At 60.5% G+C, this 13,139-nt stretch carries 11 protein-coding genes; 3 read left to right on the top strand and 8 right to left on the bottom strand.

What is annotated here, in order from left to right; translation table 11 throughout:
- Window positions 1–123: 123 nt before the first annotated feature.
- Window positions 124–954, top strand: coding sequence for an MBL fold metallo-hydrolase (locus QN224_RS11340; RefSeq protein WP_173512271.1), 831 nt, complete (start codon window positions 124–126; stop codon window positions 952–954).
- Here QN224_RS11340 and QN224_RS11335 read toward each other — a convergent pair.
- From QN224_RS11335 to QN224_RS11325, 3 genes are all read right to left on the bottom strand, one after another.
- The gene (locus tag QN224_RS11335; protein WP_283976723.1) at window positions 941–1,735 is read right to left on the bottom strand and encodes a polysaccharide deacetylase family protein; all 795 of its coding nucleotides are present in this window, start codon (window positions 1,733–1,735) and stop codon (window positions 941–943) included. The two genes, QN224_RS11340 and QN224_RS11335, sit on opposite strands and share 14 nt — an antisense overlap.
- Window positions 1,732–2,829, bottom strand: coding sequence for a glycosyltransferase family 4 protein (locus QN224_RS11330; RefSeq protein ID WP_283976722.1), 1,098 nt, complete (start codon window positions 2,827–2,829; stop codon window positions 1,732–1,734). The genes QN224_RS11335 and QN224_RS11330 overlap by 4 nt, the downstream gene beginning before the upstream one ends.
- Before the next feature lie 136 nt (window positions 2,830–2,965).
- A complete protein-coding gene (locus QN224_RS11325) occupies window positions 2,966–5,083 on the bottom strand; it encodes a mechanosensitive ion channel domain-containing protein (protein ID WP_283976721.1) in 2,118 nt (705 codons plus the stop codon).
- A gap of 303 nt (window positions 5,084–5,386) precedes the next feature.
- On the opposite strand from QN224_RS11325, the gene QN224_RS11320 reads away from it, so the two are divergent.
- Window positions 5,387–6,079 (top strand): hypothetical protein, encoded by a 693-nt coding sequence (locus tag QN224_RS11320; RefSeq protein WP_283976720.1) that lies wholly within the window; start codon window positions 5,387–5,389, stop codon window positions 6,077–6,079.
- A 214-nt stretch (window positions 6,080–6,293) separates the two neighbouring features.
- Here the strand turns inward: QN224_RS11320 and QN224_RS11315 are convergent, their stop codons facing one another.
- Window positions 6,294–7,472, bottom strand: coding sequence for a glycosyltransferase family 4 protein (locus tag QN224_RS11315; protein WP_283976719.1), 1,179 nt, complete (start codon window positions 7,470–7,472; stop codon window positions 6,294–6,296).
- A 492-nt stretch (window positions 7,473–7,964) separates the two neighbouring features.
- On the opposite strand from QN224_RS11315, the gene QN224_RS11310 reads away from it, so the two are divergent.
- The gene (locus QN224_RS11310; protein ID WP_283976718.1) at window positions 7,965–8,807 is read left to right on the top strand and encodes a sulfotransferase domain-containing protein; all 843 of its coding nucleotides are present in this window, start codon (window positions 7,965–7,967) and stop codon (window positions 8,805–8,807) included.
- Between the two features lie 46 nt (window positions 8,808–8,853).
- Here QN224_RS11310 and QN224_RS11305 read toward each other — a convergent pair whose 3' ends face one another.
- The 4 genes from QN224_RS11305 to QN224_RS11290 form a co-directional block, all read right to left on the bottom strand.
- Entirely contained in the window at window positions 8,854–10,047 is a 1,194-nt protein-coding gene (locus QN224_RS11305; protein ID WP_283976717.1) for a DegT/DnrJ/EryC1/StrS aminotransferase family protein, read from the bottom strand.
- Between the two features lie 103 nt (window positions 10,048–10,150).
- Complete coding sequence (locus QN224_RS11300) at window positions 10,151–10,837, bottom strand: PIG-L deacetylase family protein (RefSeq protein WP_283976716.1); 687 nt, start codon at window positions 10,835–10,837, stop codon at window positions 10,151–10,153.
- A 75-nt stretch (window positions 10,838–10,912) separates the two neighbouring features.
- The gene (locus QN224_RS11295) at window positions 10,913–11,602 is read right to left on the bottom strand and encodes a sugar transferase (protein WP_173512262.1); all 690 of its coding nucleotides are present in this window, start codon (window positions 11,600–11,602) and stop codon (window positions 10,913–10,915) included.
- A gap of 48 nt (window positions 11,603–11,650) precedes the next feature.
- On the bottom strand, window positions 11,651–12,904 hold the full coding sequence (locus QN224_RS11290; RefSeq protein ID WP_173512261.1) for a polysaccharide biosynthesis/export family protein: 1,254 nt from the start codon (window positions 12,902–12,904) through the stop codon (window positions 11,651–11,653).
- Between the last annotated feature and the right edge of the window lie 235 nt (window positions 12,905–13,139).

Raw genomic sequence — 13,139 nt, 5'->3', positions numbered from 1 at the left:
AAAGCAAGCCCTACAATCTGATTGGAACTTATGGCGTTGCAGGACCCTTATGATCTGTGCTTGTCTAGAGAAAATGCACGCAGGCAAAAGCGCCGAGGCGGACAGCACGAAGCCAAAACAGGAATGCAGGAAAACACCTTTCGAGTCCGGTTCTGGGGAGTAAGAGGCAGTTTGCCGGTATCCGGCGAACAGTTCCTACGCTATGGTGGCAATACACCTTGCATTGAAGTCCGTTGCGGCAGCGAAGTCCTGATCTTCGACGCCGGCTCGGGATTGCGCGAAGCGGGGCTGGCGCTGATGGCCGAGGGCGTCGCCGAGTACGACGTCTTCTTCACCCACACCCATTACGACCACATTATCGGGCTTCCCTATTTCAAGCCAATCTATCGCTGCAGTTCGGCGGTGCGGTTCTGGTCCGGCCATCTTCACGGCACGATGTCTACCCAGGAAATGATCAACGATTTCATGCGGCCGCCCTGGTTTCCGGTTGGCCCAGGCATCTGCCAGGCAAGCCTCGACTGCGTCGATTTTCGCCCCGGCGAAACCCTTTCACCGCGAAAGGGCGTTTCCATCCGCACGATGAGCCTCGTTCATCCAGGCGGTTGCGTCGGCTATAGGGTCGATTGGGGCGGCCGCGCCGTCGCCTTGATCTACGACACGGAGCACGAGGCCGGTATTCTCGACCCTACACTCCTCGAGTTCATCGCCGGTGCCGACCTCATGGTCTACGACTGCACCTATCTCGAATCGGAGATGCCGACCTATCGAGGTTACGGACACTCGACCGGCATGCACGGCGCCAAACTGGCGCAAGCTGCCGGCGTACCGCGCCTGGCAATGTTCCACCATGATCCGTCGCGGACGGACGTCGAGATCGCGGCGATGGAAGAGGAAGTACAGGCCTTTTTCGAGGGAGCCTTCGCGGCCCGCGATCACCAGATCATCGAGCTATGAAATCACCGACCTTGCGCCAGCGGCAGGCGGGGTGTGCAGCGGTGAGATCGAACAATCGCGACAGAAATTCCCATACGCTCTCGTCGTGGACCAGATGGTGCGTGAGAATACCGACCGCCTCCTCGTCCAGGTTCATTTCGTCCAGACGCCGTACGATATCCCGAATGATTTCCCGGTGATCCCGACAGCCGCGCGTTCCGCGCCAATCCATTACATCCACATGCGTGTTGATAAGCCTCAGCCGCGGAAAAGCGGATAGCGAACTCGCTGTTGCGTCCTCCGCATTGCGCGCGGGCTTCCGTTCGGGACCGAACACCGACACGGCCCTGAAGCCGATCTCCGGCAATCCGCCAAGCAGGTTTGCATTGATCCGGTTCCATGGCGGGACGAGCAGCGGCACGAAGGAGGAGGGATGGAGCGCTCTCAGTCGGGAGCACCCCTTGCTTAACTCGTCGAGAACAATCTCCCGTGGCCGGTGGCCACCGAGTTCCTGCCGCTTTTCCGCCGGTGACGCATGGTTTCGGTGCTCCCAGCCATGAACGGCAATGCTGATATTGTCACGGCAGGCGAGATAACGCGAGAGCTCGCCGTTGGTATGCGCCGGGATAACGGCCAAGGTCGCCGGCACTGAAAAGCGTTCCGTCAGTTCCACCAGCCGGTCGAGCGCCGGCGTCGGCTCGACCGCGTCATCGTCGCGTAACCAGAAATCGACGCGCTGCCCGGCCGCACGCAAGCGATCCAGCCTGTCGATCACCGGTTGCCAAACCGACGTCTCCGTCATGCCGCCTTCTCCACAAAATCCCTGAAGATCTCGCCGAGGCGTCTTGCCGCCGCCTGCAGCGACCGTTGTTCGATAACGAAGCGGCGCGCGTTTGCCCCGAACTCGGCGCGCAGGGCGGTGTCGCTGATCAGCCGCCGAATCGCTGCGGCGAACAGGTCGATCTCACCGGCTTTCGTCAGCAAGCCTGTTTCCTCATCCCTGACCACTTCCGGGACGCCGGCGGTTCGCTGTGCGACGACCGGCAGGCCAGCCGCTTGCGCCTCAAGATAGGAGAGGCCATAGGCCTCGCCGCAGCCCGGCCAGACATAGAGATCGCCGCGTGCGAGAATCCCGGCGATCGCTTCAGGCTCCTTCTCGCCGAGCCAGTCCAGCCGCTCGGCCGGCAGCCCGGCAAACACCCCCTGCACTTCTGCCCGAGCGGGGCCGTCGCCGACGATCGACATTTTCCAGGGCAGATCGACCAGGAGCGTCAGCGCCTTGGCCAGCATCCGATAACTATCCATCTTGTCACCCGGCCGCATCATCGCCACCGACAAGAGCCGGCAAACGCCGGCCGCGGTTTGCCGCGGTTCGTGGAACGGCGCCACGTCTATGAACGGCGCGAGCATGGCATAGCGGACACCCGGAATCGCTTCCTCCAACCCTTCGCGGTCGCGTTGCGTAAAGCAGATGTTGACGGCGGCCTGTCTGGCGCCGGCCGCGACTTCATCCTGAGCTGGCTTCCTGGCACCCACATTGCGGCGGTAGGAGTAAGAGCTTTCGGCGGTGACATAGGGAATGGAGAATTCCCCCGAAATGCGAGGGCCGATCAGGTCAGGTGCCTTGTAATAGGGATGATAGCAGAACCACGCGTCCGGCGATCCCTCGTCGCGCCAAAGGCGCCGGAGACGGCGAACCTCTCGCTCGGCCTCCGTTCTAAGCGACGAGAGCTGTTCCTCGGAGGCCTCGCGCGAAAAGCTGCGCAAGTGCGACGCAATGCCGACATCATGTCCGCCCAGCCGAAGCGCATCGATCAACAGGCGCGCCATCTGCCTGTCGCCGGAGGGGACGGCATGATCGGGCGATTTCAAAGGCGCGTAAAAAGCGATCTTCATTCGAGGCGAGCTATCCCGCCTTCCCGATCGGATGTCAACATGGGCCCCGCACGGTGCCCCTTCGGCGGCCGGTATCGCGGGCATACCGGCGCCCGTCACGCATGCTGGCAGTGCCTCTGGTTCCGGATTGTAACGACTACTCCGTCGGCATCCCCTCGGCCTGGGCGATCGCCGCGTTTTTCTTGGCGATAGCATCGCGAGTAGCCGCAGCCGCCGCTGTCGATTGCGTATCATCACCCGCAACCTGCACCGTCGGCGAGGCGAACATGATGCCATTCGCTTTGAACACTTCCTTGATCAAGGCCTGCGCCCGCCGCCTAACCTGCGTCTGGTGGCCCGGCTTTGTCGTCATGGAGAAGCTGAGGGTGATGCCATAGTCCCCGAACTGCTCCACGCCCTTCATCTTTACCGTCTCGATGATCAGCGGCCCCAACTCAGGATCCTCCAGAAGTGTCGCGCCGATTCCCTTCACGACCTTTTTGACCTTCGCAATATCGGAGTCGTACGAGACGTTGATCAGGAACTTGTCGATGACCCAATCACGGCTCATGTTCTGGACCGCACCAAGTGACCCGAACGGCACGGTAAAGATAGGGCCACGGTGGTGGCGCAGTTTTACCGAGCGGATGCTGAAGGATTCGACAGTGCCTTTGTAGCTGCCGCTCTGGATGTATTCGCCGACCCGGAAGGCATCGTCCATCATGTAGAAGATGCCGCTGATGATATCCTTGACCAGGGTCTGCGAGCCGAAGCCGATCGCGACGCCGAACACGCCCGCGCCGGCGATCAGCGGACCAATCGCGACGCCGAGGCCGGAAAGGACCATGAGCACTGCAACCACGGCAATAAAGGCGGCCAGGAAGTTGCGCAGAATCGGCAGTAGCGTGCGCATGCGCATATTGCGGGCGAGTTGCGCCGGATCCGCGACCTCGACACTGGCCTGGTTCACACGCAGGTTGATGACCTCCTTCGCCAATTGCCAGATGAGATCTGCCGCGAGCAAGATGACGACACCGGCGAGAACGCCGCGGAAGATGCGATTGAAGGCATCGTCCTGAATCATTGCGTTGCCATTGAAGCGGAAGACGACGGCGAGCCAGGCCGCCGCCAGTGCGATGATCACCAGCCGGGCACCCCGTTCGATCAACACATTGCGCAACACGCGCATACCGTCGGTTGCCGAAGTATCGAGTATCGCCCTCGTCGTCGCGCTGGTAAAGCGCAACAGCGGCGGCAAGCCGAGAACATAGATGCCAATCCAGAACAAGACTTTCATGCCGGCAACCCAAAGGAGCCACAGCAGCACCAGAAAGGCGACGATCATCGCGTTGCGGAGCATCCGACGCGCAGCCGCCACGCTCTGGACAGGCCGGCGAAGCGCCGTGTCGATTGCCAGGCCGAGAACAACGAGCCCGAGAACCGCCGCGGCGAGGTCGCGGACGTCAGCCGGAAACGCCAGCGCCTGCATCAAGTCGCCAACCGCCCACGCAACGGCGAATGCGCAGATGAACAGTACCGATCGATTGAGCCAGTACCGCGCTGCAGCCGGAGCGAGAACGGCATGTTCCTGTTCCGCGTCCGGTGTCACTACCGCCTCCGCCGCTGGCTTGAGCACCGCAGATGCGATAGCAATCAGCAGGCGGGCGGCGATCCAGGCTATGAGCAGTGGTGCGATCGCTGCCTCCAGTCGGGGAGGCCAGTCGGAGAGCACGAATGCGGAAATGCCTGCGATCGCGAAAACCACAAGCGGGGCGATGCGAGCAAAGGCGGCGAGACCAGCCGTGAATTGTGCAGCGTTACGGTGCGAACTGCGCCTGAGGAGATAGCGCAGGAAAAATTCGGCGCCGTAACCGACGAGAAGTATGAAGGCAAATCCCCTGAGGATTGGCATTGCTCCATGGTTCTGCATGTCGCTCGCGATGCGATCTCTTGCCGCCTGCCATTCGGGCATCATCCGAGGAACCGCATCACGCATGCCGACAAGGTGCTTCTTGATTTGGGCGACCAATCGGGAGGCAACCGTCGAGGGTGCTTGTGCCTCTGCCTCTGGTGTGGCGGTCTGCTTGGACGCGAGCCACTGGCGCACCTCGGGATCATCAAGCAGTCCGATCAATTGCTGCACCTTGGCCGGCGGTGGAGTAACCGCCGATTCCTGTGCGGCCACAGGGCCGATGAGCGCGAAAACCAGCTGGAGAAACAGGACAGACGAGGCGAGAAACACGCCATTCCTGCAATGACTTGAAGCTACATTCATGGACCCCGCCCTCCCGTTTGCGGCCGACCGCCATGAGGTTCCCAGCCACGATGACAAATTACATATCAGATGCCTTGTAAAGGTGTCAGAGCGCAACACCATCCTGCGTGATCTGGTTTTATGATTGATGGAGACCGGAGCACGCTCGTGCAAGGCGGTTGCGTGTTTGACGTGCACGCATTCGCGCGCAGCGCTTTGTTGGCGCTCCGCTCAAGGCTGGTGTGGCCGTTGAGGACTTGAAACCGGCCGTTGCGCGCATAGTTTCCCGGCAGAGATATTGGCGATCAAGGCGAGGAAAGTGCAATGCCAAAGAAGATTGCAAACGCTGCCGCCGTCCATACGTGCCACGGTGCCTCGATACGGCTGACGGCAGGCCTCGTGGCGATGACCCTCCTCCCCTCCGCCGGCAGCATCTCGGCTGGCGACGGCAAGCTCTCGGGCCTGCCCTCGCTGATCCTTGGCGGCCAGACCGCCGATGCACCGACATACAATTTCGAACAACCACTAGTCGAACGGGTCAAGACGCCGCAGCTCGATATCGTTCTCGACAAAACCACGCTCGAAGACATCAAAGCAGCGTTCGGCGGTGAAATTCGGACACGCTCGGCCGGCAATATTGCGGTCGGTTGGCTGTGCTACACGATCCCTGCAAGGGACCGTCAGCACCGGGTGTGGTTCATTGCCGATGGCGAAGATGCCTCCGGGGCGAAGCCCACGCTTACCATGGTTTCTGTCGAAGACACTGCAGAGAGCCGTGACGATTGCGACAAGGGCCAATTCGACGTTTCGAGTTGGAGACTGCCTGTTCCCACCCTTGGCGGCAACCCGGACTCCCTTCGCCAGCGTTTCGGCAACGCTCCGGACGAGGGCATCGTGCGCTATGCTCATGAGAATCCGGGCGGCAATGCGGGCGCCGGCCTCTCGCAATCCCTGGTCTACCGCCTGAAAGGCGGCCAGATCGATGGCCTGGCCTTCTCACAGGAGACTTCGAGATAGCGGCGCGCGATGCGTGATAAACGCGAACGCCGCAGGACAGCGTCGACCTCGATGAATGTCCTCGAAAGCGTGCGCGCCGGGCCATTCTCTGACCCAGCTTGCTCTTCAGCGACCGAAGGCGACCGGAGAGATTGAAATCGCCTTCGCGCTGCAGGCAAGCGTGACCCGCTCCGCCAACACGACGTCGAGCAATCGCGACGAAAGGAATGCCAGATTAGACGGCGTTATCAGGTATCTGCATGTGCATCTTCGACGCATGCATCAGCGCGCAGGAGGCTAGTAGGTCCCACTCGGCAAGTATCTGCTCGGGCATGTACCTTTGAGCGCTCGCCTCCGCCCTCGTCCCCAGCCGTTCCCTAAGATCACGATCTGCCATCACCCGTGCAAGTGCCTTCGCAAGGGCTTCGACATCCTCCCTCGGCACCAGTATGCCGTCGCTATCATGCGTTATCATGACGCGCGGCCCCCAATCGCATTCGTAGGAAACGACGGGCAGGCCCGCGGCCATGGCTTCCAGCAAGACAATCCCCCATCCCTCGTAACGTGAAGACAGGACGAAGACGTCCGCGTTCTCAATCCAAAGCCCCGGTCGCCGGGTCAGCCCCGGCATTTCCACGCGCTCTTGTAGGCCGAGGGCATCTCGCAAAGCCTCCAGGCTGCGCCTTTCATCACCTTCACCCCAAATCACCAACTTCCATTCGGGATGGATCTCGGCGATCTTCGAGAATGCTTCCAGCAAAAGGTCGAACCCCTTTTGGCGGGTCAGGCGGCCCACCGCCGCCAGAATGTTCTCTCCACGCCTTTTCTGCCAGCCGTCGGGCAAATCGACGGGATTGGCGATTACCCATCCATTGCGGCGTATTCTCGCTGGGAACTGGTCGAGGGCCCCCTGGGTCATCGTGACCATGCCGAATGCTCGCGGATACAGGCCCCTCTGGAGCCATCTCCAAAACGGTCCGAGCGGCTGCAGAGACGGGTTGTTGCGCTCGGAAACGATTACCGGAACCGCAAGGCCGATTGTGGCCAGGAGCGTCAGGACATTCGTTCGCGTCAGAAAACTCAGGACGAGGTCCGGCCGCGAACCGCGGACAGCGGTCCGAAGCCGCTGAAATCGCCGAAACACGAGGGAGCCGGACCGCATCTTCGAAGCCCTGCGAGGAGGCACCCCCAGGCGCACGACGGCAATCTTGGGATCGAAATCGTAATAGGGCTGCGCATCCGGCGGCTCCAGCGTGATGAGCGTCACCGTGCAGCCGAGCCTATTCCAGTGGTTGCTGACGACGTTCACCACGTGCTCGGTGCCGCCCGCTCCAAGGCCTGGAACGACGATCGTTATTCGCGCGCCAGCGATCTTCGACAATCCAAAGGTCCGGGAATCCGCACTCTCATTCATATCGAAATGCCCCTCCCCCGACGGCCCAAGGATCGGGGCGAATCTCGTCTCATCGTGCAGACTCTGGTGACCTCCGAACGGGTAAACAGAATTTCTGGCGTCGGCACGGCGCTCCCCCAGGTGCAATGGCGAGTGCGCTATTGACAGGATGCAAGTTTTTTATTTCAGAATCAACTAACCGAATTGATTTTCAACAATCGTGTCAATAAGCTCTAGCTGTTTTACGGACTGTATTTGGCGATATTCGGAGAATCAATATTAATTTTATCGGTACTTCCGGACATAAAAAGCATCGTCGGCATAGATACCCTAGGAGGTCCAATCGCCCCCAGAGAACGCGGAACGAATATTTTTCCGCCTATTGATTGGTTCTGCCCGCTCTGAGCGTTCAAAGCTGCAAGTCAGGTGAGTTACGCTAGATAGCATTTATTACCCTCTTTGACGCATGGCAGTTTTATACTTTCTCGGCAACGCCGGATTGTGGAGACTATAATGGCCAGCATTGTCAAGCGAGCATGGCGTAGGGTGGCGAAGCGCGTACGGCTTACCGTACATGCGGCTCACGCCGACAGTTTCCTGATCTCCTATCCGAAGTCGGGCCGCACATGGTTCCGCTACATTCTTTCCCACTACCTCGCTGCAATCGCCGGGATTTCCGAGCCGGTAGACCTTCACAACATGTTTTCGATCGTGCCAAATTTCGATCTCGACCCGGTGCGCGGAATTCCCGGCTATCGCTTTCGCGGGGAGAAGAGCGTGATCCCCACGGTCCTTGTCAGCCACCTCGACTATAGCGCAAGCCTCTTTCTCAAACGCCCGGTCATAATGATGGTCCGGGACCCGCGCGACGTGATCGTCTCGGCCTACTTCCACGCGAGCCGCCACAAGCACCGTTTCGCGGGCAGCCTTTCGGATTTCATAGCGGACCGCGACCAGGGGCTGCCCGCAATGATCGATTATCTGAATGGTTGGGCCGGCGGCTTATCCAATCGCGCTCACTTCGTTCTGAGTTATGAGGCTCTCTCTGCCGACACGGAGCGGCAAGTGGAAGCGGCTCTTGAATTTCTCGGCTGCCCAATGGATCGAAAGGCTCTCCGGGCAGCGGTCGAGGCCGGCCGCTTCGAGGCCATGCAGGCTCGAGAGCGCGCCGAAGGCATTCCGGCCCATGACTATGACCGAAACGACGTCGAAAGCCTGCGCATGCGGCGCGGCAAGGCAGGCGGGTTCAGAGACTATCTGGACGATGCGCAAGTGGCTAAAATCGAGCGCTTGTGCGCCGCGGATCTGACGGCAGCTGCCAAGCACCTTGTCGGCCGCACCGGAATGCAGGTCTGATCGCGGCAATCGCCACCCCCGCATCTTGATTCTATAGCTACGACAGCTATGACGTTCGTGCGGCGTAACGCGCTTCCTTGGCGTGGCTGGCACTCGCAAACACTTCACGCAGGACGTGTGCAGCCTCCTCCATCGTGGCCGTATCGAGGGCTGGATCGACGAGAAATGCGAGGCTCGTCTCTCCAAGTTCCCGTGCGTTCGGCAGTCTCTCGGCCGAGCCCATGCCGATGTCGGCAAATGCCTTCTCCAGATAAATCTCCGAGCAACTGCCGCTGAAGCAGACGACCCCCGCTCCATTGATCTCCGCTACGATCCGGTCCCTGCTCCAGTTCGGCTTCAGGAGTTCCGGCCTGAGAAAGGTGTAGAACCGGTACCACGCATGTCGGATGCCCGGGGGCGGCAGAGGGGTACGCAGAGCATCGATCTCCTCGGCGGCCCTGGCGAGGATGGCTGCATTATGCGCCCTGATGCCGCGCCATTGCTCAAGGCGCTGTAGTTGCCGTGATCCCAATACCGCCTGGATGGACATCATGCGCCAGTTCGTCCCGATGGATTCGTGCAGCCAGCGGAAGCCCGGTGGATGATGCCTGTTGTAAACGGCATCATAGGACTTGCCGTGGTCCTTGCGGCTCCAGGCCTTCTTCCACAGTTCGTCATCGTTCATGGCCACCAGTCCGCCCTCGCCTCCGGTGGTGATGATCTTGTCCTGACAGAAGGAGAAGGCCGCGATATCGGCGAAGCTGCCGACCGGCCGACCGTCGATTTCGGCACCGTGCGCCTGGGCGCAGTCCTCGATGACCCACAGCCCCCTCTCGCGGGCGAACGCCATGATCGCCGGCATGTCGCAGGGCCAGCCGGCGAGATGCACGACGATGATGCCCTTGGTCCTCGACGTCAACTTCGCCCTGATGGTTTCGACGGTGATGTTCTGGCTATCGCGATCGACGTCAGCGAAGACCGCAACCCCGCCTGCCATCGGCACCGTGGATGCCGAAGCGATGAAGCTGCGTGGGGTAACGATCACTTCGTCGCCGGGCTGAAGTCCAAGCGCAAAGAGCGCGAGGTCGAGCGCCACCGTTCCGTTCGCCACAGCCACCGCATGCTCGACACCAAGATAGCGCTCATATGCAGCCTCGAAGTCACGAACATGCGGCCCCGTCCACGCATTCACCTCGCCCGATCTCAGGACGGACACGACGTCCTCGATTTGCTCCTCGTCGTAAACCGGCCAGCGTCCCATTTATCCCTCCAGATCTGCATTTGATCGGTCTCCGGCCATGTGCCGAAGGAGCATCGGATAGTCGGGGATGGCCGGCGATGGCGCCGGCCGGTTCCCACAAAGCTCAAATGACCTGCCTAACCAGGACGAACGCTTCGGCCGCCTGGCGCATCACGGTCGCGCCGCGCAGGGTGGCGAGCGCGCGTAGTGTCGCTATGGAACGCTCGTGCGGTGCCTCGCGCAGCTGCGATGCGAACAGCTGCATTGCCTTCACCTTCACTTCGAGCTGCGCGGTAATGTCGACAAATACATTTGGAAGAAATCCTGGCGATAGATACGGCGCATTCCAGTTCGTTTCCGAGAGCGTCTCGTAGGCGAGGATCAGCTTCGGATACTCGGTCTGGTGTGGTCGGCAGGCGACCAGCGCCGAGGTGAAGGTCAGTTGATGATCCATGTGCATATCGCCTGCAAACGGCACGAGCACGGTTCGCGGCGACAGGCGGCGAACCACGTCGAGCAGCGCGCTGTTGACGGTGGCATGCGCCGTCTCCGCAAGCTGGGCCGCAGGCAGACGCAGCCACAAGGTTTCTCGCACTCCCAGGGCCCGGTGCGCCTCCCTCGCCTCGGCTTGCGTCTTGGCTATGGTCGCCGCGTCGAAAGCCGGCGGCTTTCCCTCGGTTACGATCGCGACGAAGACCTCCTCGCCCTGCGCCGCTAGCTTCGCGATCGTCCCGCCGGCGCCGAGCACCTCGTCATCAGGATGCGGAGCGACGACCAAAGTGCGTCCAAAAGAGAAATGCGAACCATCCATGGGACCCCCAAAAGACCTTGCCGCCATGCACGCGCTTAACCCTCGGCCATCCAACCGGGCCAGCCGACAGGCATGCTATCGCATCATCATTCGCGGCTGCTGACCGCAAGGGTGATGCAAAAGAAAATCCTTAGCAACCTTTAGATGCCGCTCGTCGATATGTTCTCCCGTTACGAGCGTCTTCAGCGTCAACAGGAGAATTCGCACATCGAGCCACAGACTAGCGTGCGCGACATACCAGAGATCGAGCGCGATCTTCTCGTCATCCGAGAGCAGCGTGTTGCCATTTACCTGGGCCCAGCCCGTCATGCCCGGGGCAACCATCGAGCGAATGCGGCCAAGTTCACCGAAGCTTGCAACCGTCGCCAACGGCAGCGGGCGCGGCCCCACCATTGACATGTCGCCTGAGAGCACGGCAAGCAGCTGCGGCAACTCGTCGAAGCGGAGCCTGCGTAACAGCGCGCTCGCGGCGGTCTGCCGCATCTGGTCCGGCAACAGGACGCCGTCCGGTCCGCGCGCGTTCGTCATCGTGCGAAACTTGGCGACCGTGATGACACGCATGCCCGCGCCTGCGCGCGCCTGGGTGAAGAACAGCGGCAAGCCAAGGCTCACCCAAACGACCACCGCCGTTATCACCATCAGCGGTAGGCAGAGGACGAAAAGCGTTCCGCCAAGCGCGCACTCAAGAATACGCTTGAGATGGTATGATCCCGAGGAAGCAGGCAAACTGAAAGCGGAGACTGCATGCTCTCGATTGGGCTTCAAGTTAATGTCCCTTTGGCGCGCGGCGGACTTATTACTTGCCGACGATCCTTACATGCCCGCGATACCCACGACGACGACATCGCCCGGCAGCAATTCTGTCACGAGGGACGCCTGTAGGCTGGTCGGCTTTCCGCCGACCGGGTTTCGACGGATCTCATAGGTATATGAAATCTGATTTTTTTTGGTTTCATCTTCGGCCACCGCGGCCATGAGCAGAATTTGTTCTTCCGCGGAGTGCTGATTCGAAATCAGCTTCTTGATGGCAATTTCACGCTGCTGGAGCTGGGTCAGAATGTCCTTCTTCCTGTCAGCTGCAAGCTTTGCAAGTTCTAGCTTCAGCTCGCTCAGTTCCTGGCGTGTCCGCGCAAGGGTCGCGAAGGTTTGCAGGAGCTGGGCCTTCTCGGCAGACGCGCTGTTCTCGGCACGAGAAAGCTCGCTTTCGGTGTTCAGCCCGCGCTTACGAAGCGCGCCGACACGCGCCAGATCTTCAACGCTGTTCTTAACGACATCCTTTTGCTGCTGCACGAGCTCGTTCAGGATCTCGATCCCACCCTCGGCCTGGGCGATTCCTTCCGTGAGAATTTGCGTCTGCGATTTGTGGGCGGCGAGATCCTCCTTCAGGATCTTCGCCTCAAGCTCAATGACGCCATCAAGCGGCACGCCATCGACATATGCGCGCGCGAACTCCGGGACGTCGTTCAGGTCGATCTTCTCACTGGATTTCAACTGCGCAGCAAGTCTTGCCGCATAGACGGCTTCATGAACGATTTCGGCTCTTGCGGCCTCTACTTCCGCGCGCAGACGGGCGCGTGCGATCAGCCGGTCGGATGCGTTCGCCGCGATGACCTGCATACCACCTGCGAGGCCGATGCCCTGCTCGACCGTCAGGCCGCTGTAGAAGGGGAACGACCCCGGGCTCCTGACCTCGCCGAGAACGAAAATTGGCCGGAAGGTCGACACGTTAAGGGACAGCTTTGGATCGACAAGGATCTCGCGAGTCCGGAATTCGTTGCGAAGCTTGTCCAAGGCCTCCGTTATCGTCAGACCCACGACGTTAACCCCACCGATGAGGGGGAACTGTGCTTCGCCGTTGCCGGAAATAGTCGCGGTGACAGGCAATTCAGCATCGTCGAGGAAGTCAAAGGTCAGAATATCGCCCGTGTTGAGCCGGTATTCACTGGCGTAGCCGCGCGACGCGGGGCCCATTGAAAATACGACTGCCAGCAGCAGGACCGCAAACATATATGCGCCCCAAGCCCGCAAAGGCAAGCTCACGGCCGTTAGCGCAGGTAATATCCCCATCGCAACCGCACCCCAAAAAGCATTAAAGAAAAGGCTGTCAAAATATATTGAGCGACTATATTCTCCCTCGCACTGTCACGTCAAAGGATTTTAGCTATTTTTTTGCGCCGGGGCTGTGATCGACAAGGCGGCTTTCCACGAGGGTTCATGCGCCAACTATATGTACGAATGGCGGCGGGTGTTCTTGCCCCCGATGTCAGGCCACCCCAACAGAAGATTTAACAAGGGCATCAAC

The sequence above is a fragment of the Sinorhizobium sp. 7-81 genome, assembly GCF_030124405.1.
GTDB classification, from domain to species: Bacteria; Pseudomonadota; Alphaproteobacteria; order Rhizobiales; family Rhizobiaceae; genus Sinorhizobium; species Sinorhizobium psoraleae.
Note: the sequence above shows the minus strand (reverse complement) of the source record. Positions and strands in the feature narration are given on the sequence as shown.